18 protein-coding genes and 1 riboswitch are annotated in these 21,975 nt (G+C 50.5%); of the genes, 6 read left to right on the top strand and 12 right to left on the bottom strand.

The genetic code is table 11. From position 1 onward, the window contains the following. On the bottom strand, positions 1 to 150 hold a 150-nt coding region (locus tag ACESLU_RS03350), incomplete at its 3' end, for a carboxypeptidase-like regulatory domain-containing protein (RefSeq protein ID WP_372635101.1). Between the two features lie 323 nt (positions 151 to 473). Continuing rightward, positions 474 to 569, bottom strand: a riboswitch (TPP riboswitch). Positions 570 to 841: 272 nt separating this feature from the next. Between ACESLU_RS03350 and ACESLU_RS03345 the strand changes: the two genes are divergently transcribed. After that, a complete protein-coding gene (locus ACESLU_RS03345) occupies positions 842 to 1,795 on the top strand; it encodes a tetratricopeptide repeat protein (protein WP_372635094.1) in 954 nt (317 codons plus the stop codon). A gap of 301 nt (positions 1,796 to 2,096) precedes the next feature. After that, positions 2,097 to 3,863: a DNA polymerase/3'-5' exonuclease PolX gene (polX, locus tag ACESLU_RS03340; RefSeq protein WP_372635091.1), complete on the top strand. Its 1,767-nt coding sequence runs from the start codon at positions 2,097 to 2,099 to the stop codon at positions 3,861 to 3,863. A 57-nt stretch (positions 3,864 to 3,920) separates the two neighbouring features. Here polX and ACESLU_RS03335 read toward each other — a convergent pair whose 3' ends face one another. From ACESLU_RS03335 to ACESLU_RS03325, 3 genes are read right to left on the bottom strand one after another with little or no spacing between them, the layout of a single operon-like run. Beyond that, on the bottom strand, positions 3,921 to 5,165 hold the full coding sequence (locus ACESLU_RS03335) for an ABC transporter permease (protein ID WP_372635088.1): 1,245 nt from the start codon (positions 5,163 to 5,165) through the stop codon (positions 3,921 to 3,923). 16 nt (positions 5,166 to 5,181) lie between these two features. Further along, a complete protein-coding gene (locus tag ACESLU_RS03330) occupies positions 5,182 to 6,411 on the bottom strand; it encodes an ABC transporter permease (protein WP_372635085.1) in 1,230 nt (409 codons plus the stop codon). Positions 6,412 to 6,430: 19 nt separating this feature from the next. Continuing rightward, entirely contained in the window at positions 6,431 to 7,552 is a 1,122-nt protein-coding gene (locus ACESLU_RS03325) for an efflux RND transporter periplasmic adaptor subunit (protein ID WP_372635082.1), read from the bottom strand. A 318-nt stretch (positions 7,553 to 7,870) separates the two neighbouring features. Here ACESLU_RS03325 and ACESLU_RS03320 point away from each other — a divergent pair, with 318 nt between their 5' ends. After that, entirely contained in the window at positions 7,871 to 8,326 is a 456-nt protein-coding gene (locus tag ACESLU_RS03320; protein ID WP_372635080.1) for a CHRD domain-containing protein, read from the top strand. A 303-nt stretch (positions 8,327 to 8,629) separates the two neighbouring features. Here ACESLU_RS03320 and ACESLU_RS03315 read toward each other — a convergent pair whose 3' ends face one another. Together ACESLU_RS03315 and ACESLU_RS03310 are read right to left on the bottom strand one after the other, a co-directional pair. Beyond that, complete coding sequence (locus tag ACESLU_RS03315) at positions 8,630 to 9,385, bottom strand: DUF1080 domain-containing protein (protein ID WP_372635078.1); 756 nt, start codon at positions 9,383 to 9,385, stop codon at positions 8,630 to 8,632. A gap of 186 nt (positions 9,386 to 9,571) precedes the next feature. Then, positions 9,572 to 10,939, bottom strand: a complete 1,368-nt coding sequence (locus ACESLU_RS03310; protein WP_372635075.1) for a Gfo/Idh/MocA family protein — start codon at positions 10,937 to 10,939, stop codon at positions 9,572 to 9,574. 645 nt (positions 10,940 to 11,584) lie between these two features. Between ACESLU_RS03310 and ACESLU_RS03305 the strand changes: the two genes are divergently transcribed. Together ACESLU_RS03305 and yaaA are read left to right on the top strand one after the other, a co-directional pair. Next, entirely contained in the window at positions 11,585 to 12,658 is a 1,074-nt protein-coding gene (locus tag ACESLU_RS03305; protein ID WP_372635072.1) for a Gfo/Idh/MocA family protein, read from the top strand. Between the two features lie 180 nt (positions 12,659 to 12,838). Continuing rightward, positions 12,839 to 13,600: a peroxide stress protein YaaA gene (gene yaaA / locus ACESLU_RS03300; protein WP_372635069.1), complete on the top strand. Its 762-nt coding sequence runs from the start codon at positions 12,839 to 12,841 to the stop codon at positions 13,598 to 13,600. A gap of 229 nt (positions 13,601 to 13,829) precedes the next feature. Here the strand turns inward: yaaA and ACESLU_RS03295 are convergent, their stop codons facing one another. Beyond that, entirely contained in the window at positions 13,830 to 14,798 is a 969-nt protein-coding gene (locus tag ACESLU_RS03295) for a methylenetetrahydrofolate reductase (protein ID WP_372635067.1), read from the bottom strand. Positions 14,799 to 14,985: 187 nt separating this feature from the next. Between ACESLU_RS03295 and metH the strand changes: the two genes are divergently transcribed. Continuing rightward, positions 14,986 to 18,681 (top strand): methionine synthase, encoded by a 3,696-nt coding sequence (gene metH, locus ACESLU_RS03290; RefSeq protein ID WP_372635064.1) that lies wholly within the window; start codon positions 14,986 to 14,988, stop codon positions 18,679 to 18,681. Positions 18,682 to 18,829: 148 nt separating this feature from the next. Here metH and ACESLU_RS03285 read toward each other — a convergent pair whose 3' ends face one another. From ACESLU_RS03285 to ACESLU_RS03265, 5 genes are all read right to left on the bottom strand, one after another. Then, a complete protein-coding gene (locus tag ACESLU_RS03285; protein ID WP_372635062.1) occupies positions 18,830 to 19,186 on the bottom strand; it encodes a hypothetical protein in 357 nt (118 codons plus the stop codon). A gap of 269 nt (positions 19,187 to 19,455) precedes the next feature. Continuing rightward, the gene (locus ACESLU_RS03280; RefSeq protein ID WP_372635060.1) at positions 19,456 to 20,301 is read right to left on the bottom strand and encodes a DUF5777 family beta-barrel protein; all 846 of its coding nucleotides are present in this window, start codon (positions 20,299 to 20,301) and stop codon (positions 19,456 to 19,458) included. Position 20,302: 1 nt separating this feature from the next. Then, positions 20,303 to 20,785: a YceI family protein gene (locus ACESLU_RS03275; protein ID WP_372635057.1), complete on the bottom strand. Its 483-nt coding sequence runs from the start codon at positions 20,783 to 20,785 to the stop codon at positions 20,303 to 20,305. Between the two features lie 172 nt (positions 20,786 to 20,957). Further along, positions 20,958 to 21,401 (bottom strand): c-type cytochrome domain-containing protein, encoded by a 444-nt coding sequence (locus ACESLU_RS03270; RefSeq protein ID WP_372635054.1) that lies wholly within the window; start codon positions 21,399 to 21,401, stop codon positions 20,958 to 20,960. Between the two features lie 397 nt (positions 21,402 to 21,798). Beyond that, complete coding sequence (locus ACESLU_RS03265) at positions 21,799 to 21,960, bottom strand: cytochrome P460 family protein (RefSeq protein ID WP_372635097.1); 162 nt, start codon at positions 21,958 to 21,960, stop codon at positions 21,799 to 21,801. Between the last annotated feature and the right edge of the window lie 15 nt (positions 21,961 to 21,975).

The following is a 21,975-nucleotide window of genomic DNA, read 5'->3' as shown; positions in this document are numbered from 1 at the left end:
TCTTATCTTTGTGGTTTCCTCATCGGACAGTTTAAGCGAAAACACGCCCTCTTCGTCTGCCGACACGCCATTGGTCGTCCCCTCCTGCAGCACATTGGCCCCGGCCAGCGGCTCCCCCGTTTGTCCGTCAACAATAGTCCCGGTAACCATCGTTTGCGCCATGAGGGAACTGCTCATTGCCATAATCAGTAATATGCACAGGAATAGTGTGTGAAGTAGCTGTAATTGTTTGAAAAACATTCATTCCTCCATCTTATCAGGTTATATATAAGAAACCTTTGCAAAACCGTTCTTTTATTCAATGTCGGCGGTATCGGTCGGTTAAAATCCTCACATATGGGGATATGCTGTGGTTCCAACCTCCCTCTGACCTCGACCTTTCCCGATGCTTCGGGACTGGTTTTTCAAAAGCTTCTATAAGAGCGGGAGATGAACTTGCAAGAAATGCTGATCAACGGGCAGCAAGCAAAATTTTTGCCGCTGCCGGGTTTCCCTACGCCGGTGTTATCCGGGTCAGGTTCTCAGGGTATGATCTCAGCCTGCTGTTGCAAGCACCCCCAACCATGGGTTCTTTCTTATGTGCCGCAAAGATAACGGCTTCCCTGCTTATCTACAAGAGGTTTCGTTATTTGTTATCGGTTACTCGTTAACTGGGCGATAACTTTCTCATCCTCATCCTCAAGCTGTCAAACCTTCAACATACAACTGTGCCTTCCGGTGAACGTCGCTCCTCCTTTTCTGCGAATCACAATTCATAATTTACAGCTGTGACTAAAATATTTTGATCTTCATGGCCGTATTGCCCATTATTGAATACATTCTTTATCCTAAATCCGTCATTATGAAATATTCGATACTCATCGCTACCAGTTGTATTCTTTTCGCACATGCCTGCTCATCCGGCGGCCCTTCACCGGAAGAATTTTCGGATCCGTCCTACCAGGCTATTTCAGCGCTGGGCGATACCCTGTACGCCCCGCCCCTTGACCCGGATACGGTCAGTCGATTAGAAACAGAACTTCAAACAGCCGAAGCACATTACAGGTCCCGGCCTGATAAAGCTGACGCTATCCTCTCCTACGGCCGGCACACCGCCTACCTGGGCAATTATCAAAAAGCGGTTGTTATCTTCAGCGATGGCATTGAGAAACATCCCGGGGACGCACGGTTCTATCGGCACCGGGGACACCGGTACATTACGCTCCGGGAATTCGACAAAGCTATTGAGGATCTCAAGCGCGCGTCGGAACTTAGCTATGGCAGCGATGAGCAATCCGACTCCGAAGGATCACCCGGCAACAATAATGTATCCCGCTCTACCATGCAGGCTAATATCTGGTACCACCTGGGACTCGCTTACTACCTGACAGCACGGTATGACGAGGCTCAAAACGCATACGAAGAGTGTCTTCGTCACTCGTCAACCGACGATATGCAGGCCGCGGCTTCGCACTGGCTGTATATGACTCTGCGAAGAGCCGGCAAGGATGATAGGGCCGGGAACATCCTCGAACCCATCACCGAGGATATGAATATTACCGACCACAAAAGTCATCACCAGCTCCTGCTGGTCTTCAAAGGCATTTTTAAACCGGATATGCTGCTGGCGGGTGTTCAAAACAGCAATACTCTTGAACATACGACCGTGGGATATGGACTCGGGAACTGGCACCTTATCAACGGGCGAAAAGACCGGGCCCATGAGCTTTTCCATAAAGTATATGAGGGAGATCAGTGGCACGAGCCCGGCTATATCGCTGCCGAAATGGATCTGAAGAGGCTCACCGATGAATAGTTGACTGCTGGCCCGTTATCGGGACGCTGAACAAAGCGTGATTGAGAGTCATCCGCCCCCGCGGCAATTTCCCGGTTTTACGACGCTGCTCCGGTGATTACGGTGTAAAATGCAGGGGGACGTGATGCTTGACTTCGGGTACCGGCGAAGTAAACACGGCCCGGACAGATCTGAAGAGACTCTCTGGCGAATGGCTGGCGGCCGTCGCTTTTTTTCTGCATTTTCTGTGAAAAGAGGGAATGATTCAATACTTTTGGGGCTTAATAGTGCCTGAACATTTCAACGAATTGAAGCTGTACACATGCCTGTTACCAACGACGAAATAGCCGCCCGGCTGCGCGAAATCTATCAACTGATGCAGCTGGCCGGGGAAAACCGGTTCCGTGCAATCGCATTTGACCGCGCCGCCCAGACGATTGAATCGCTCGATGAAGATATTAATAACTATATTAAAAGCGGCAACCTGACCGATATCAAAGGCATTGGAAGTTCTATTGCCGGGGATATCCGCTCGTACGCGGAGACTGGCACTATCGAGGTACTGGAAAACCTTCGCAGTCAGATTCCGGCGGGCGTCATTAAATGGCTGGATATCTCGGGACTGGGACCAAAAAATATTGCCAAAATTCATCAGGAGCTGGGAATATCCGAACTGGAGGAATTGAAAGAGGCCTGCGAAGACGGACGGGTCGCCTCGCTGGACGGACTGGGGCAGAAATCGGCTCAGAAGATCCTGACGTCCATCCAGTGGATGCAGCAGTTTGACAAACGCTGCCGGCTGGACCAGGCGGCGGACATCGCCCGGCCGATCTACCATTTCCTCAAAGAGCTGGAGGGGGTTGAAGCAATTGAAGTGGCGGGCTCCCTCCGGCGATCGAAAGAGACGATCGGGGATGTGGATATCCTGATCGGCGCCGACGAGCAGTATATCGACGGTCTTTTCGAAGCTTTTGTGGATCATGAACTGGTATTGGAGGTACTGGGGCGGGGTGAGACCAAAAGCTCCATCCGAACGAGAGACGGGCGACAGGTGGATCTTCGTATTGTAAAACCAAAAGAATTTCCGGCTGCACTGATGTATTTTACCGGAAGCAAGGAGCATAACGTGGTACTGCGCCAGCGGGCCCGGAAGCGGGGGCTATCCCTCAATGAATACGGCTTGTTCGAACTGAATGACGAAGGGGAGACCAATTTTGAGGCCCCGATTGACTATGCCTCGGAATCGGATATCTACCGCAAGCTGGATCTGCATTTTATTCCCCCGGAGCTGCGCGAAGACCGGGGCGAAGTTGCGTTTTATGAATCGCACGAAACCATGGACCTGGTCGAAGAAGACGATATCCGGGGCGTGATTCATGCGCACACCACCTGGAGCGACGGCAGGTTTTCAATCAGGGAGATGGCAGAGGCCTCCATGGAGCGCGGGTATGAATACCTGGCCGTTACCGACCACTCCCGGTCGGCTGCTTACGCCGGGGGACTGTCGGTGGAGGAGATCAGGCGGCAGTGGGAAGAGATTGACCGGTTGAATGAGCAGTACGCGGCCAACGAACAAAATTTCCGAATTTTCAAGGGAATTGAATCCGATATCCTGGGCGATGGTCGCCTGGACTACGGTGACGACATCCTGGCGGGCTTCGACCTGGTTATTGCCAGCGTACACTCCGGCCTGGGGATGCCGCGCGATGAGATGATGACACGTTTTCGCAGGGCCATCCGGAATCCCCACACCCGGATGGTGGGACATCCTACGGGACGCTTGCTGCTAAGGCGCGACGGCAGCGACCTTGACATGAATGAGCTGATTGAACTGGCCGTGGAGCACAACACCGCCATAGAAATCAATGCAAATCCCCGGCGCCTCGACCTGGACTGGCGGCACGGGAACAAGGCCAGGGAAGCGGGACTCCTTTCTTCCGTCAATCCCGACGCCCACAGTACCGACGGCATTGACGATATTCAGTACGGCGTGCGCATCGCCCGGAAAGGGAAGTTTGAAAAAGAGCGTATCCTCAATACCAGATCAGCCCAAGCATTTGAAAAATGGCTGGTTGAACGCGACTCATAATGATACGGGACCCTCGGCCTTGCCCGTGATTATAAAGAACCCTGTCCGAATACCCCCTTACTCGTACCTCAGCGACTCCACCGGATCCACACGGGCGGCTTTTATAGCGGGAAAAACGCCCGCAATAAGTCCTATAAGCGCAAGCATGCCTATAGTGACAATCACGGATAGTTCCGATATTTCCGGCTTGCCCAGAAACGCTCCCGGCCCGTCCGTCATATCCAGCGCCAGCACGCCATAGACGATAGCCGAAGAGATGGCCAGGCCGAGAAACCCGCCCATAAAAGAGATCAGGAGCGACTCGAAAATAAACTGTACAATGATATGGACTTTCCTGGCGCCCACCGCCAGCTTGATGCCGATCTCACGGGTGCGCTCTTTGACCACCACAAACATGATGTTCGCCACTCCCACGCCTGCAATAATCAGCGTAAACAATCCCACCGTAAAAAGAAAAACCTCGAGTCCCACCGCTACTTTCCGGTTCATCTCTTCCATCTCGATAAAGTCCCACATGGGCATCGCTTGCTCATCATCGGGATGGAAAGCATATTTTGCCGATAGCGTAGCGACGATATTGGTTTTAATCTGCTCCTGAAGAGAGGGATCAGAGGGACGGATCAGGATGGAATTCACGGTACGGTCACCGTAGATATTTCGAAATGTGGAGTAGGGGATGATTGCCCGGTCGGCATCGGGACCATTGCTCATGGAGGTTTGCATTTTGGGCTTCATCACCCCGACGACGGTAAAGGGCATATCATCCAGATGAACCTGACGGCCGACCGGATGTTCTTCCCCAAAAAGACGTTCTGCGATCTCATCACCCAGGAAAAGGACTCTCCTTTTGTTATCAACATCGCGTTCGTTAATAAAGCGTCCCCCTGCCGCCGGGTACATCGTACGCATAATTTCAAAATCGGGATTTACGCCCTCCATATAGGTATTCGTAGTAACGTCCCCGGCGCGAAGCTGAGCGCCCCACTTTCCGTACTGGGGACTGGAATGCGCGATGCCGGGGACAGCCCGCTGCAGCAAAGCCACATCCTCTTCGGTAAAGCTGATACGGCGCCCGATCCCCAGTCCCTCGTAATTCATGCTGGTCTGTCCCCCGTAAACGATGATCACCTGGTTGCCGGCGCCCAGCATTCCCTCCATCATGCTGCTCCCCAGCCCCCGCCCGAAAGCCAGCAGCAGTACCACCGAAAGGGTCCCCCAGGCAATCGCTGTCAAGGTTAAAAACGAGCGCAATTTCTGGTTGCCCAGATCGGCAAAAAATTCTCTGATTAAATTTTTCCACATGGTTATCTATCCTCCTTTATCTCCTCAAACAATCTACAATATCAAGCCGGGAGGCCCTCCAGGCGGGCAGCAATCCGGCGGCAAAACCGACAAAACCGAGTACAATGAAAGCGATCAATCCCACTTCAGGGGCAAAATAGGGAGATCCCACGAAATCCTTGATCGGTATATTCTGGGTCGCTTCAACCAATATCCAGCCCAGGGCATAGCCTGCGGCGGCCCCGATCCCGATAATCAAGAAGGTCTCCAGGAAAAACTGTCCCATAATATGATGCCTCTTCGCTCCCACCGAACGACGAATACCGATCTCCTTCATCCGTTCCTGTACGACCACAAACATAATATTGGCCACCCCGATCCCCCCAACGGCAAGTGTAAAGAACCCGATTAATCCCAGGAAACCATTTATTCCTAAAAACATAATATTGATGAACGACCAGAACTCATTGGTATCCCAGATGCCGATGGCATCGCGGTCGGAAGGATCAAAACGGTGTTTTCGTCCCATCACCTCATAGACCTGATCTCTTACCGTCTCGGCCTTGCCGGGATCAGCCGGCGTATACAGAATATTATTGACCCTGTCGGTCCCCATAATGGCCGAATAGGTAGACGCGGGGATAAACGCCCGGTCGCGGTCCTGCTGGGAATAGGAAGAATTTTGAATTTTTTCCTGCAGCACACCGATGACGGTGAAGGGAGTGCCGCGCACCATTACCCTTTCTCCGACAGGATCCGCATCTTCAAAAAGATTTTCTGCCAGCCGGTTTCCCAGAAAAATAACCCTGCGGCGCTGCTCTACGTCGGCCTCGTTGAGCCATCGTCCCCCCGCCTTTTCAAACATATTTCTCAGATCCTGATACACCGGGTATACTCCACCCACCGACGAGTTTCGGCGCTTTGTGCCATATGAAATCTCTATGTTTTCCATATATTCCGGCGTGACGACTTCGATGTCCGTTATCTGGTCGCGGAGCAGCTGTACGTCCGCTTCCCGAAAACGGACGGGACGGCCTATGCCATACCCCTCATATGCCATGGTCGTTTGTCCCGGAAACATAATGGCGATCTGATCGCCCATGCCCCGCATGTTCAGAACCGTCTGATCGCGGAAACCGGTACCAAAGGCAAGCAGCAGGATCAGGGTGGCCGTACCCCACATGATCCCAAAAATGGTAAGGAAACTCCGCAGGCGCTGTTGGCTCAGGTTACGGACCAGATCGGTTATGAGAGATATCAGAGACATGGGTTAATAACTAAAATTATTATCGTACGGTCAGTGTCTTTTCAGGACGTTCCAGCACTTTGTCCCCTTCTTCGAGTCCCTCCCTGACTTCGACCGTTATGGCGTCGCTTAACCCGAGCTCAATCTCTTTTTCTATCCGGCTGCCCGGCTCATCGCCCGGAACATCAATGAAAGCATCTCCCTCCCGCATGCTGACCACGCGTTCCGGGATCGTAATAATCTCTTCCATGCGCTTGATAATAATATCGGCGTTTGCGGAATAGCCGGCGCGCAGCGTGGCGCCCCCGGTATCGGTGATCGTAATTTCTACCGGAAAAACCGTTGCGTTGTCATCTTCAACGGCCTTCAGCGAAATCCGGGAAACCTCGCCATGCACCGTATCCGCGGGCAGCGCTCCTATCTTGATTTCCACCGGCATCCCTTCCGCTATCTTCCCGACATCAATCTCATCGACGGTGCCCTTAAAAAGCAAATGGTCCATCCCTGCAAGCGTCATGAGCGGTGTCCCCTCCTGGTAAGAGGTCAGCGGGACAACCGGCTCTCCCGTATCCACCATCTCCTCCAGGATAAACCCATCGACCGGGGACCGGATAATGGATTCTATAACCATATCGCCAACGACGATACGTCCTGATTCGAGCAGTTCAAGCCGTTCCCTGTTGATCTGCAGGCGAACTTTTACGTCATTGTGCTGCTGCTGCACTTCTTCGAATTCCCGGTCTGAAATCATATCCCGGCTGTTCAGCGTTTTCATGCGCTCCAGCTCTCTGGCCAGATTCGCCTCTTCAATTACGGTACGTTCCAGGTTGCGTTTTGCTTCTGCCAGTTCAAGCGGGGTGGGATCGGGACTTACCTCTATGAGCGGGTCGCCCTTGCGGACATAATCCCCGGCTTCAGCATAGATCCGGCTGACCACCCCCGAAATCTTCGACTTTACCTCGATCTCATTTTCGGGTTCAATCGTCCCCACGGCCAGGGCTTTTTCAACGATTGTCCCCACCTCCGCCGTCACATAAGACTCTTCCTTCTTTTCTTCGCCGGGTGTGCTGCCGTACAAATAAAAGGATATTCCTCCCCCGAGGATGATAACAGCCGCGATGCTTATCCATAATCCCCGTTTCCGTTTCTTTTGAAAACCCATAATGATCCTGTTCTTAAAAATTGCGAGTTATCTTCCTGTACGGAAGAGGGGGACATACGGTTTCAACCTTTATTCTGAATATCCATTTTAAAACGTCTTACTATAATATTTTCGCCGGTATCTCTGTTATATGGGTAACAGAAGGCTTTGCAAACGAGGATTTTTGCTCATAATAAGGCCAGGGGGATCTTAAAACCGTAGCATATTGAGACTGTGTGAAGTTTTAAAATCCTGATAACAAAGAAACTGGGGAAAAAGACAGTTATGCAAAGCCTTCTACCTTCTATCAGTGTCACCTTAATAAAAAAGAGAGGAGTTATGAAACTAAAAAACGCACTATTCGCACTGTTGGGGCTACTATTACTTTCCGTAACGCTCGATCCACAAACGGCCTATCCCCAGCAATCCCGGCAGATCATGTTGGCAGGGTATAACCATGAACCTCCGGTCAGTACTTCCGGATCAGGCATGGTTACCGTTTCTTTTAACCAGGATACCTTGCGCGTGGAGGGCGATTTTTCTGATTTGACAAGCCGCTACCGCGGCGCTTATGTCATGGTGGGCGAAAAGGGAGAAGCCGGAAATATGCTGTTTCGCCTGAACGTCGAACCCAGTGAAGATCGTACCGGCGGAACGATAAAAGCCGAGGATAATGCCTTTTCCCTAAATGACGCCCAGAAACCGCTATTAAAAAAAGGAGAACTGTATATCAATGTTACCAGCAGCAATCATGCGAAAGGAGAGCTCCGCGGCCAGATTCCACCGATGAAATAGACGTACGTTTTGGGTGTTACATTTTAAAAGACCTTTGCAAAACCGCTCTTTGGCCAATCTCTGTATTTTTGCGCATTCGAACTCCTCACATATTCCTTATATGCTGCGGTTTAAAAGCGCTCAGGCTTTGCTATTAATCAAAATTCCTGTTTTTGCAAAAGGTCTCTTTAAGTAAAATCTAACATATTATTAATGCTTGAATACCGTTGAGGCTACGGGTATAGATATAAATGTTCCATTGTGAAATGCAACATTCCGTGATGATCATCTTCATTAATCAGTAACAAATAACTGATAACCAGCCTAAACGACCGGTGCGGCCTGATCGGGTTCAATCACTCCTCCGGGGAGCTCCATGATATCCATTTTTCGAAAATGGACCTCCGCCCCTTCCGATTCGGGACAGATATAGCCTTTTTTTCTTTTCGGTGAGCGTATGCCGTTGACGAATTTTCCGTTGACCGCCAGCTTGAGCGTCCCATCCACACATACCACCAGGTACCGGTTCCACTCTCCCGTTCCGTTGACCCTGTTCTCCAGAGCGTAGCTCCTCCCTTCGATCTCAGAGGGATTGTCTGGAATCGTACCTTCCAGTCCCATGGCGGGGAACAGATGCCCGTGCACATATTCAACGGGACGATCATTGATTTCAGCCCACTGGGTGTCCAGCATTTGTACTTCCATGCCTTTCGGGTATGGATTATCTTCGTGTTGGGTGCCATTGGCCCAGACAAAGACCCCGGAGTTGCCGCCGGGTTCCATGTGTCTCCACTCAATATCCAGAATAAAATTCTGATATTGTTTTTCCGTGCGCAGTACCCCAATGGGTTCTCCGGTAGCTTTTAGGATGCCATCTTCTACCCACCAGGTATCCTCGGAGGTATTGACATTCACAAACCCGCTTAAATCCTTTCCGTTGAAAAGCGGCCTAAAGGAGGGTACCGCCTCATCGATCAGCGACGAAGACGGTTTTCCGGACTTGGATAAACCCATCGCAGGAGTCGCGGTAACCATTGCCGAGGCCAGCAAGGCCTGTTTTGCAAACTCTTTTCTATTCATATTACTATCGGTTTAATTATGATCGAATTAATATCCCATTCATCGGAAAATATCCTTTGAATAAGGTGATTTACCTAATCAGGGCCTTGTCATACCACCGAACAGTTGGAATGCGGTATGATACAGGCCGTAAAAGATACCCATCAGACGGCAGAAAAATCGCCTGATGCGTTTTTATAGCTTGCCTTACGTATACCTGTTTGCCGATGAGGGAGCGGTTCCCGCTACCGGGGGATTTTCAGGAATTCCGTTGACCGGTCCGAATTCATAGGTATCGGGACCCAAACGAAGATCCGAGTTAACCACTTCATCCCAGGTGACATCTTTACCGGTATAGGCGGCCATCCTGCCCATAAGGGCCATTCGTGTTGAATTGACTTGCGTTTCCGAGTCATTAATATAATTACCCGTTCGAATAGCTGTTACCAGCTCAACATGCTCCTGTACATACGGATTGTTCACATACCATTCCGACTCCGGGTTATCGTCTTCCGGATAGGGGTACTCCCAGATAAGCTCCCCCTGGTGATTATAAAGGGAGCCCGTCGCATCGGCATATCCTTCTGTGCCCGTGATATACTGGGTTTTGGAATTGTCACAGCCGTTAATCTGGCGGGTGGCACAATGCGCCTTCTTTCCGTCTTCGTATTCGTACTGTACGCTGAAATGATCGAACTTGTTGCCCGAAACCGGGTGGGTCCTGCCTCCGTAGCCCAACGCTTTAACCGGCCAGCTGTCCATATGCCAGTTCATCACATCAAGTTCGTGAATAAACTGTTCGACATAATGATCGGCCGAGAGCCAGCTGAAATTTTGCCAGTTGCGAATCATGTATTCCATCTCACTCCATTCCGGCTTGCGCTCGACCCACCAGATCGCGCCGCCGTTTCGAATAATATTTGCTCCCACGACCTCGCCGATGGCCCCATTGGCAACCCTTCGCTGGGTTTCGATAAAATCTTTCTGATACCGGCGAATGGTGCCACTGACCATGCAGAGATTCTTCTGCTTTGCTTTTTGCGTCGTGGCCATCATCTGCCGGGCTCCCACGGGGTCAACCGCGACCGGCTTTTCCTGGAAAACATGTTTTCCGGCATCGATGGCTGCTTCTACATGCATGGGACGAAAGTGAGGCGGGGTGGCAAATATGACGATATCGACCCCGGAATCAATAACCTTCTGGTAGTTGTCAAATCCCGCATAACAGTTTTCCTGGGGAACATCTATATCTCTCGCCTTTTTAAGCATTGTTTTGGACTTCTGCAGCTGATCCTCAAAAACGTCCCCGAGCGCCACAATTTCCAGATTTGGTCCCGCATCCACGAAGTTAACCGCCGCACCGGAACCACGTCCCCCGCAACCGACCAATCCGGCCCGCAGCGGTTCACCATCCGGGGCCTCATTTAACAGGGTGAGATGCGTATCATCTTTCAGATCCTTCAGGGTGTTCGTGCTTGCACAGTTTGTCAGAAGACCTGCTGCACCTATCGTTCCGACAGCACTCCAGGCAGCAGTGGATAGAAATTCGCGGCGACTTTGTTTGCTTTTAGACATAAGATATGGTTACTACTTAGTATTGTTATATGAATATGTATATGTTTAAACGTTCATTACGATTACCCACTTGCCGGCCGTACACGGTATAAGGACAGGCTAAATTGTTATCCAAAAGGATATTTTGCTATCCGAAAGAAAATGAATGATTGGTTCAAAATCTCTAACAGGGTACAGCCAGACGTAGAATAATATAATGTATTATCAGAAGCCTTTGCAAAACCATTCGCTGAGCCAGTCTCTGCACGTTCACATGTTCACGCATTCGGCATACCTGCACAGGCATCTATTTTTGCTTGCGAGATGCTTTTGAATACGCTCAGGCTTAAACAGTGACCAAGGCCCTTGGTTTTGCAACGCCTTCTATTATAGAACCCTTCTGCTATCAGGGTATATCTATAACCAATACAATGAAATGAAATTGTATATTTTTATCAAAAATTAAAATAAGAATTTTCTTTTCATTCCTTATTTTTTTGTGAAATATTACATGGTCTGAAAAAACCCTCTCAATTAAAGGCCTGAATACCCGGTTTATGTACTCTGACGGGGGCTTTTACGACATGAAAGGGCACGAAGAATTTCAAAAAAATATCGTTTAAATTCGCACTTGTTTTCAATATTAAATAGAAATTGGTTTTGAATATGAATACTGTTGATATATTAGTTGTCGGATGTGGAAATATGGGCACCTCCCATGCAAGAGCTTATGACAAGCTTGATAATTTTAACATTGTCGGCCTGGTAAGCCGGGGATCCGAAAGCCGGAACCGCCTGTCTGAGGAGCTGGGCGGGCTCCCGACTTTTGGCAGCTACGAAGAAGCCCTGGAGCAAACGCAGCCGGATGCCGTCTCCATTAATACCTATCAGGGGACCCACGCCGAGTATGCCATTAAAGCATTCGAAAACAGTGCACATGTTTTTGTGGAAAAGCCTCTCGCCGAGACAGTCGAAGATGCTGAATCGGTCGTACACGCGGCAAAAAAGGCCGACAAAAAACTGCTTGTCGGCTATATCCTTCGTCACCATCCCGGGTGGAAAAAATTTGTTGAACACAGTAGAAAACTCGGCAAGCCGCTGGTCATGCGCATGAACCTGAATCAGCAGAGCACGGGTCAGCAGTGGGAAACCCACAAGAATCTTATGTCGTCGATGTCGCCCATTGTCGACTGTGGAGTACACTATGTCGATATGATGTGCCAGATGACGCAAGCTAATCCAACCCACGTGCATGCCATTGGCGCGCGCCTGACCGAGGATATTAATCCCGATATGTACAACTACGGTCAGCTGCAGGTTACCTTTGATGACGGTTCCGTCGGATGGTATGAATCCGGATGGGGACCCATGATGAGTGAAACGGCCTATTTTGTGAAGGATGTCATCGGTCCCAACGGCAGCGTAAGCATTCGTAAAGATACATTTAACGACCCCAGGGGCAAGTCTGCCATTATTGAAGACCACTCGACGGTCCGGCGGCTGCAGCTGCACTACTCGGAACTCGACGATAATGGAGAGCTTGTCCGTGACGATAAAACCATCGAAACCCCCGACGAGCCGGGCCATGATGAAATCTGCTTTTTTGAGCAGCAATACTTTCTGAAATCCATTCAAGAGGATATCGACCTCTCCGATCATATGGATGCCGCCGTACAGACGCTCCAAATTGTCCTGGCCTGCGACGAGTCGGTTAAAACCGGCAAAAAAGTAGCCCTGTAGGCGTTTGAACTGTAGGTGTTATGTGACCTCTTAAAAGAGGGTTTTGCCAAAGCGGGGGTTTTGTTCAATACCAAACCTGTATTACAGCCTCGGCTGAATCCCCCATCCATGGAACGCCTGAACGACAAGAAGCATTTGAAAACGCCGAACCCATACGTTCAATAAAGTATTTCACCCATTATGAAGATTGTTCTCTCTCCCGCTAAATCACTGGACTATGACCGTGAGCTTCCCACCGACCGTGCCACCCAACCCCGGTTTTTAAAGGAAGCAGAGACGCTCAACAATGAACTGGCCAAAATGTCAAAAGATGAGCTCAAAGAACTGATGGACATCAGCCAGAATCTCGCTGACCTGAACTACGAGCGCTATCAAAAATTTTCCACTCCTTTTAACAGGGACAATGCCCGTCCCTGTATTTACGCCTTTGACGGCTCGGCTTATAAAGAGCTGGATGCCTATACGATCGACGATTCGCACCTCGATACCCTGCAAAACAGTCTGCGTATTCTGTCCGGCATGTACGGCCTCCTGCGCCCCCTGGACCTGATACAGCCCTATCGCCTGGAAATGGGTACGAAGCTGCAGGTTAACGGCTATGACAGGCTCTACGATTTCTGGGATGATAACCTTACCGATGCGCTCAATGATGAGCTTGAAGAAGATGAATTATTCGTCAACCTTGCCAGCAAAGAGTATTTTAAGGCACTCAACCCGGACAAGCTGAAGGTTGATGTCATAAGTCCCACTTTCAAAGACTTCAAAAACGGCGATTTAAAAGTTGTAGGATTCTACGCAAAAAAGAATCGGGGGACCATGGCTCGTTATCTTATCGAGAATGAGATAGACACGCTGGAAGGCCTCCGCGGGTTCAATCGCAACGACTACTGTTTCAGCGAAGAACATACCGAGAACAAACAGGAGCCGGTCTTTATACGCTGAGTCGCTATGGGTTCACAGGGCGGCACGGCAAGGAATGGGCTCAAGCTTCCATTCCAGGGCTGAGGTTTGGTCGCGAGCCCGGCAAGCGGGTTAACACGTCTTGCTAATTTTTTGGGTAACCGATACGTTCCGTTCGACTGCCGGCAGATTGCAGGAGCCAGCGTTAAACATATTTGTCTTTGACTCCGCTTTTACACCTGTGGAATTTCACAAAATCAAATGGTAAGGGTTATTTTTTAACCACACTGTGTCCCAGGGAAAGCTTATCGACGGCATTCAGCGCCGGCGTGGGATCCCCCATGATATAGAAGTGAATGCCCGGGACCCCACTCTCCAGCAGCTCGGTACATTGGCGGGCCGCCCATTCGATACCAATCTCCCTGGCATGGGTAGGGTTCGCCTGGACTTCATCGGAGAGGTCCTCGGGAATATTGAGATGGAAATACTTCGGTAAGAAATTCAGATGCTGCTCGCGCGTCAGTACTTTTAGTCCCGGCACGATGGGACATTCGATTCCCGCTTCCCGGCATTTTCTGACAAACCGAAAGAAAGCCTCATTGTCAAAAAACATCTGGGTGACAATATAATCGCCCCCCTCGTCTACCTTGTTCTTGAGCATCTGGATATCAAAATCGAGATTAGGCGCCTCGAAATGCTTCTCCGGATAGCCTGCCACGCCCACGCAAAAATCGGTCTGTTGTGCGTTCACAATATCTTCCAGGTACTTCCCCTGGTTCATATCTTTGACCTGTTTTACCAAATCCACGGCATACTTGTTGAAGGTGCCGTTTTTATAGCGCGGGACGGGATCGTCCGCCGCATCGCCCCGAATTGCCAGCACATTGTCAATGCCCAGGTAGTTAAGTTCTATGAGCGCATCCTCGGTTTCCTCTTTCGTAAAGCCCTCGCAAATAAGGTGCGGCACCGGGTCCACGCCATATTTATGCAGGATAGCCGCACAAAGTCCGATCGTACCCGGACGCTTTCGTTTTATATGGCGCTTTATAGTGCCGTCACTGAGCTCTTCGTAATGCGATTCCGCCGCATGATAGGTGACGTCAATAAAGGGCGGATTGTACTTCATAACCTGATCCAGTGCATCAAAAACCTTTTTTACCGACTTTCCCCGTTTCGGGGGGATAATTTCAAAAGAAATTAAAGGTTCCTTGGCTCGATCGTAATGTTCAATAACTTTCATTTAACCGGGTATTCTTTGTATCTTTGGAATCCAAAAACTTATCAACCGTTACACAATTTTCGAAACGAAAATTGCAATAGTGTATAAGGTAATCACTTCGTGACTTAGTTGAAAAGTTTTTGTGCAACCCAGGGGTTTCTTTCAAAAGAGGCCTACAGCACCTTATCATTACCTGAAAGAAATTTACATGAACCTTGATCAAATAAAAGATCTGTTACAGGATCGCATTCTCATCTTAGATGGTGCCATGGGCACCATGATTCAGGAGCACAACCTTTCTGAAGACGACTACCGGGGCGAGCGATTCAGCGATTACGGCAGCGACTTAAAGGGCAACAACGACCTGCTCAGCCTTACCCAGCCCGGCATCATTAAAGATATCCACCGCCAATTCCTGGAGGCGGGCTCCGACATCATAGAAACCAACACATTTAACAGCACCTCCATTTCACAGGCCGACTATCATATGGAGAATCTGGCCTATGAATTGAATGTGGCTGCGGCTCAAAATGCGCGCGAAGTGGCCGATGCCATGACGAAAAAAACGCCGGACAAGCCCCGCCTGGTAGCCGGCGCCATCGGTCCCACCAACAAAACGCTCTCCCTGTCCCCGGATGTGGAGGACCCGGGTTATCGCGCGATCACCTTCGATCAGCTTAAGGAATCGTATACCGAACAAATTCGGGGCCTTTCCGACGGCGGCGTGGATATCCTGCTGGTGGAAACAATTTTTGACACCCTCAACGCCAAAGCGGCCATCTACGCCATCCACAAGCATGCCGAGCAGACGGGTCAGGCCCTCCCTGTGATGATTTCGGGTACGATCGTGGACCAGAGCGGGCGCACGCTGTCGGGACAGACGACCGAGGCGTTCTGGATTTCCATTTCGCACACCAAGAATCTGCTGAGTGTGGGACTGAATTGCTCGCTGGGCTCCCGTCAGATGCGTCCCTATATCGAGGAGCTGGCCAATGTGGCCACCTGCCATACCAGTCTCTACCCGAATGCGGGTCTGCCGGACGAGATGGGCGAATACAACGAGTCGCCGGAGTATATGGCGGATCAGCTGCGGGACTACGCCGAATCCAATTTTGTTAACCTGGTGGGCGGCTGCTGCGGAACAACGCCTGAACATATTGAAGCCATTGCCCGGGCGGCCACGGAATGCCGTCCCCGGCAAATACCGGAGCAGAAACCGTATCTGCGGCTCAGCGGACTGGAACCCCTGGTCGTTCGTCCCGATACCAACTTCGTCAACATCGGGGAGCGCACCAACGTGATGGGCTCGCGCAAGTTCAAGCGGCTCATCAAAAACGAGCAGTACGAAGAAGCGCTGTCGGTAGCGAATCAACAGGTCGAAAACGGGGCCCAGATCATCGACATCAATATGGATGAGGGGATGATCGAATCCGAAGAGGTGATGGTCAAGTTTATGCAACTTGTAGCCGCCGAACCGGATATCTCCCGCGTACCGGTCATGATCGACTCTTCCAAATGGTCGGTGCTAAAAGCGGGACTTAAAACGGCTCAGGGTAAATGCGTGGTCAATTCCATCAGCCTGAAAGAGGGTGAAGAGGAATTCAGGGAACAGGCGCGCGAGATTCTCAATTTTGGCGCCGCGGTCGTAGTCATGGGCTTCGATGAGCAGGGTCAGGCGGACAACTATGAGCGGCGTATCGAGATTGCCGAGCGGGCCTACACCATCCTCACCGAAGAGGTGGGCTTTGCCCCGCAGGATATCATCCTGGACCCCAATATCCTGACGGTTGCCACCGGCATCGAAGAGCATAATAACTATGCCGTGGATTTCATCAATGCGGCCCGGTGGATCAAGGAAAACCTCCCGCTTGCGAAGGTGAGCGGGGGACTCAGTAATATTTCGTTCTCCTTCCGCGGCAATAATAAAGTGCGCGAGGCCATGCACTCCGCCTTCCTGTATCATGCCATCCAGGCGGGACTCGATATGGCGATCGTCAATGCGGGACAACTTGAAGTGTACGAGGAAATTCCCGATAAACTGCGCGAACTCGTGGAGGATGTACTGCTGAACCGCCGCGACGATGCCACCCAGCGCCTGGTCGATTATGCCGAGGAGGTTAAAGACGATGATACCGAAACGGAAGAAGAGGTTCAGGCCTGGCGCGAAGAGCCCGTGGAAGAACGCATCAAACACGCGCTGGTGAAGGGTATTGTGGATCACATTGTGGATGACGTGGAAGAAGCGCGTCAAAAATACCCCCAGCCGATTGAAGTCATCGAAGGTCCCATGATGTCCGGCATGGATGTCGTCGGCGACCTGTTCGGGTCGGGCAAGATGTTTCTGCCCCAGGTGGTAAAAAGCGCCCGCGTCATGAAAAAGGGCGTGGCGCACCTGATCCCGTTTATCGAAAAGGAAAAGGAGAAGAATAAGAACAGCAAACCCAAGGCGAAAGTCCTGCTGGCGACCGTCAAGGGGGATGTCCACGACATCGGTAAAAATATCGTCGCAGTGGTGCTTCGCTGCAATAACTTCGATGTCATCGATCTGGGTGTAATGGTGCCGGCGGATAAAATTCTGGAGGAAGCCCGCCAGAACAAAGTCGACATTATCGGCCTCAGCGGACTCATTACTCCCTCGCTGGATGAGATGGTGCATGTAGCCAAAGAGCTGAAACGCGAACAGTTTAACCAGCCGCTGCTGATCGGGGGAGCTACGACTTCGCGCATGCACACGGCGGTCAAAATCGAGCCCAATTACGACCAGCCGGTGGTACACGTGCTGGATGCCTCGCGAAGCGTGTCCGTGACCGGGAACCTCGTTTCCGAGACGCTGCGCAATGAATTTGTCAAAAAGAAGGAAAACGAATACCTGAAACTGCGCAAGCGGCATCAAAGCCGGTCCAGTCGTAAAACCTATCTCTCGATAGGTGAGGCCCGGGAAAACGCCACCGAAATTGACTGGGAATCCACGGAGATCGTCCCACCGAACGAGCCGGGGAAACATGTCTTTGATAACTATCCTCTCGAAGAGATCCGCAACTATATCGACTGGGGACCGTTTTTCATTGCGTGGCAGATGAAGGGAAAATTCCCGGAGGTGCTGGAGGATGAAAAATACGGCGAGGAGGCACAAAAACTGTTTGACGACGCTAACAGGCTGCTGGATAAGATTATCGATCAGAAACTGCTGAAAGCCAGAGCGGTATTGGGGCTCTATCCCGCCAATGCTGTGGGCGACGACATTGAGCTCTACAGCGACGACCGACGCTCGGAGGTCCTCACGACCTTTCACACCTTGCGCCAGCAGGCCCAGAAGCGCCGGGGCCAGCCGAACAGGGCCCTTTCCGATTTTGTGGCTCCCAGGGAGACCGGTATAGCTGATTACATGGGCGGTTTTGCGGTGACGGCGGGCATCGGAGCCCCGGAGCTGGTCCGCCGATTTGAAGACAACCACGACGATTATAATGCGATCCTGACAAAGGCGCTGGCCGACCGCCTGGCGGAGGCGTTTACGGAGCTGCTCCACGAGAAAGTACGCAAGAAGATCTGGGGCTACGCGCCGGATGAAGATTACAGCAACAAGTCCCTCATCCGCGAGCAATACGAGGGCATTCGTCCCGCCGCGGGCTACCCGGCCCAGCCCGACCATACCGAAAAGCGCATCCTGTTCGACCTGCTGGATGCCGAGGAAGAAGCCGGTATTCACCTGACGGAACATTTTGCCATGCACCCGGCCGCCTCGGTAAGCGGACTCTATTTTGCGCATCCCGAATCGTCCTATTTCAACGTGGGTAACCTTGGAAAGGACCAGATCGAGGATTACGCCCGCCGCAAGGGGATGAGCGTGAAAGAGGTAGAGCGCTGGCTGGGTTCGAACTTGAATTATGAGCCGGAACCGGAGTAGGAATACTGAATAGGGCGCACCCCCCGTCCCTATCAGAAGCTGACCGGATACCCGGACGGATTCCGGTTAAGCCGCCTGCACGATCCATCCTTTAATTCGGTTACAATGGATAGTACGTTATGCTCCGGGATGGATGCACCATATGTAATTAAAAAGTCACTACCTGGTACCCATCGACAATGAAATTGCGCAGGCTCGGGTGCTGGTCGTATTCATCCAGAAGGTCGACATCGGACTCCTTGATCTCTTTAAACACCCCGAACGCCTTTGCACAAAACCGACATGCCCCGTGGATGTTATCTTGAACGGCGGTATAAAGGGGGTGAACATCATGTTCGTCATCTTCCAATTCGGGTATCCACTCTGTACCGGCACCGTCAAAAACAATTTTAACTTCATCGCCATGTTCCTGCAGCTCTTTTGCCAATTCAAGAGCATTGACCACACGGCCAAGCGACTCATGCGATTCCGTTCCGGCGAGTACTACGATTGCTACTTTTTCCATAATGACACTGTTTTAAGACTTTTGATTACAATTGTTACCGTTTGACGACAACTCCCAGGGGTTTCTTACGGAATTTGTCAACAAGGGGATCGAAGCTTTTGCATCTGTATCTCTATCTATAACAATACCAGGGGATCCTGCGCATTAAGCGGCTTGTATAGCTGGAAAGACATTAACGAAGAGATTGTATCGGAATATGGGATCCTGCACAATAAGCGGCCTGTATAGCCCATAAAATCGGGATCTCCGGCCTATATCAAGTGAAGGTGTTAATTCTTCCCAATCTGGAAAACCCGGTTCACATTAAATCCGAATCGAATATCCCCATTCCAGAAATCATCACTGTTTTGTGCTAAAATATGTTGTTCGGTATGCCAGTTCGAAGATTTAAGAAACAGCTGAAAAACATGTCCACCGGTCTCGATATTAACGCCTATCGCAAAGGCATCTTCTGTCCCGGCGGGGCGATCCCCGATCACCGGATAATATTCACCTATTACAGCCCACCGGCGGGATAATCGATATTCTGCCCCAACACCCACTGCATAAAAGTCCTGCAACCCATCCCGGGGCGTATTAAAGTGGGCATACATGGGGGTTAGCTGCAGCGTGAGGGCATCGTTTAGCTTCCGAGCTATCATGAGCGAGGAAAAATAATTGAGGCGATCCTCAAACGAAAAACCGTTCTGGTTCGTGTTGATTCCCAGATCTCCTTTGAGGGAAACACTGAGGGGCACGGAATTGGACGCTGTTTGCCGCAGCAGGGCATATTTGGTCCTGAAATCATACAGCCGGTGTATCAGCGTCCGTCCCACACCCACCGACCACCGGTCGGTAATGCCGTAGTCCGCCCCTAACCGGACCGTCGCTCCAAAATCCATTCCGAAGAAGTTTTGAAATATATCATCGTTCATTATTCCGAAATTGTGCATGATCGTAACATTCAGGTTGTTGGCCGGCAGGCTTTGCACGGTACTCATCCCTACAATATTCGGAGCCCAAAACATTTCGTCAATGGGTCCGCCGGGGCTCACCCGCTCCCTTTCCATTTGAGCAAAAGCTGTTGTCGTCAGCATACCAAGAATCATCGCGGTCAGTATTGCTTGTTTCATCATATTATTCAGTTTTTTCAGTTTCGGTTAGCGTAGCTTCGATCTCTACGTCCTGGTTTTCATCCACCCGGTAGAAAAGGATACCCGGCGGCTCAATATCATAATCCTCAATATTGATGATCCACGACGCCTGAAGCTCAAGTCCTTCAGATGTCTTCTGAAGCGTCCCGTCAATTTCAACTTCCCTGGTGACCCCGTGAATGGTAAACTCCCCCCGTACCGTAGCAGGTTGGGAGGAACTATCCTGGATATCAAAATCCGATACCAGTTTGCCAAAAAATTCAGTAAAGGGATATTGATCGGTTTCTAACGTTTCACGCATATCCTTGTCCCGTTTATTGATCCCCGTATCGAATGTCGTCAGGTCGACATAAAAATCAACGGTCGCATCGTCGAGATTTATTAACCCAACGAGATTGTTGGATACCCCCGTAAAACTATGCAGGGGGACGCTGGAATGAAATTCCGCATGACCGGTTTCAGTCATGTATTGCTGGGCCGTAAGGAGTCCAGGTAGAAAGCTAATCAATAGGAGCGGGAGAAAAAACCGTTTTACCATAATTAATCCTTATGTAATGAGCATTAGAAATTCGGCCAACCTTCAATACAACGGGCGCAGGCTTTACCCAAAGCATGATTTTAGCCAATGAATTAAAAGATCAATTGTTGTTTGCCCCTTCATTTATCCATTCCTTGATCAGACCTATCTGATCAGAAGTAAGCGGATCTTGTCCCTGGGGCATCCGGGCTCCGAATTCCGGATTACTTTCTATCTTATCCACCAGGGGACTTTCGTTCGCATTCCCGGGTTGGACCACATTTTCTCCATACTGATCGCCGGTGCTGTTTACCACATTACTGTAGCTGTCGAGGCGTACTCCGCTGGTCGTGGCACCTGCATGACAGCTGGCACAATTATCTTCAAAAATCTGCAGTACATTACTAAACGTCGGTTCAAGCGGTTCTTCCCCTCCATTATCGGGGCCTGTACTGCTGTCTCCGCAAGAGACCATGAGTATGCCCAGCGTACAAAGGGCAAGTAACCGGCGAATAACCTTAACGCTGAATAAGGAATAGTGAGTTGTGCCTGTATGAGTTTTCATCTATTGAGTCTTTTGTATTAGTTATAATTAATTGCCAAAGGCAGTAGCGTTGTTAAGGCTATGGTTCTTTATCAAAACCATGACCACCTGAACGTTTTATCTTGTTTATTAGCAGAAATCCAGCTCGTATGATCTTATTAATACGACCCTGCATAAACGCCCGGAAACCACCGCAATCAGCGGCTGCCACCCGAAACCTTCAGCTGCCAAAATGGGCTGCCAATTATCATACGGACAGAGAATCTCCATGCGTGCATTTGTATAACAGGTTTGACAAGCCCCTCACTGTGTTCAGTGTACAGTAGCCTAAATACCTGATTCCGGCCGGTTTTCTTCGGGACCCTGAATTCTGGATTTTCCCTGAGGAGTCCCTGTTACCATCCGCAGCGAGACTGCCCTATTCCGGGAAATCTGTAAACACGTAATCTGTTGCTGAGGCTTGCTCGTGGCAGTTTTTACAGCCATCCACGCGGCCTTCTGCATCAATAACTCCCTCGGCGTTATTTCTAAGCCAAAACCAGTCGTTATGCGCCGAACTATAGCCATCCACTTTAAACATGGTAGTTATGGCGGC

This window comes from Fodinibius sp., assembly GCF_041642155.1.
Lineage (GTDB): Bacteria > Bacteroidota > Rhodothermia > Balneolales > Balneolaceae > Fodinibius.
Note: the sequence above shows the minus strand (reverse complement) of the source record. Positions and strands in the feature narration are given on the sequence as shown.

Coding starts and splice junctions, on each gene's coding strand:
- yaaA (WP_372635069.1), top strand. CDS start 12,839: ATGAAGATTGTTCTCTCTCCCGCTAAATCACTGGACTATGACCGTGAG.
- ACESLU_RS03335 (WP_372635088.1), bottom strand. CDS start 5,165: ATGTGGAAAAATTTAATCAGAGAATTTTTTGCCGATCTGGGCAACCAG.
- metH (WP_372635064.1), top strand. CDS start 14,986: ATGAACCTTGATCAAATAAAAGATCTGTTACAGGATCGCATTCTCATC.
- ACESLU_RS03345 (WP_372635094.1), top strand. CDS start 842: ATGAAATATTCGATACTCATCGCTACCAGTTGTATTCTTTTCGCACAT.
- polX (WP_372635091.1), top strand. CDS start 2,097: ATGCCTGTTACCAACGACGAAATAGCCGCCCGGCTGCGCGAAATCTAT.
- ACESLU_RS03285 (WP_372635062.1), bottom strand. CDS start 19,186: ATGGAAAAAGTAGCAATCGTAGTACTCGCCGGAACGGAATCGCATGAG.
- ACESLU_RS03280 (WP_372635060.1), bottom strand. CDS start 20,301: ATGATGAAACAAGCAATACTGACCGCGATGATTCTTGGTATGCTGACG.
- ACESLU_RS03330 (WP_372635085.1), bottom strand. CDS start 6,411: ATGTCTCTGATATCTCTCATAACCGATCTGGTCCGTAACCTGAGCCAA.
- ACESLU_RS03295 (WP_372635067.1), bottom strand. CDS start 14,798: ATGAAAGTTATTGAACATTACGATCGAGCCAAGGAACCTTTAATTTCT.
- ACESLU_RS03310 (WP_372635075.1), bottom strand. CDS start 10,939: ATGTCTAAAAGCAAACAAAGTCGCCGCGAATTTCTATCCACTGCTGCC.
- ACESLU_RS03270 (WP_372635054.1), bottom strand. CDS start 21,401: ATGAAAACTCATACAGGCACAACTCACTATTCCTTATTCAGCGTTAAG.
- ACESLU_RS03275 (WP_372635057.1), bottom strand. CDS start 20,785: ATGACTGAAACCGGTCATGCGGAATTTCATTCCAGCGTCCCCCTGCAT.
- ACESLU_RS03315 (WP_372635078.1), bottom strand. CDS start 9,385: ATGAATAGAAAAGAGTTTGCAAAACAGGCCTTGCTGGCCTCGGCAATG.
- ACESLU_RS03265 (WP_372635097.1), bottom strand. CDS start 21,960: ATGTTTAAAGTGGATGGCTATAGTTCGGCGCATAACGACTGGTTTTGG.
- ACESLU_RS03325 (WP_372635082.1), bottom strand. CDS start 7,552: ATGGGTTTTCAAAAGAAACGGAAACGGGGATTATGGATAAGCATCGCG.
- ACESLU_RS03305 (WP_372635072.1), top strand. CDS start 11,585: ATGAATACTGTTGATATATTAGTTGTCGGATGTGGAAATATGGGCACC.
- ACESLU_RS03320 (WP_372635080.1), top strand. CDS start 7,871: ATGAAACTAAAAAACGCACTATTCGCACTGTTGGGGCTACTATTACTT.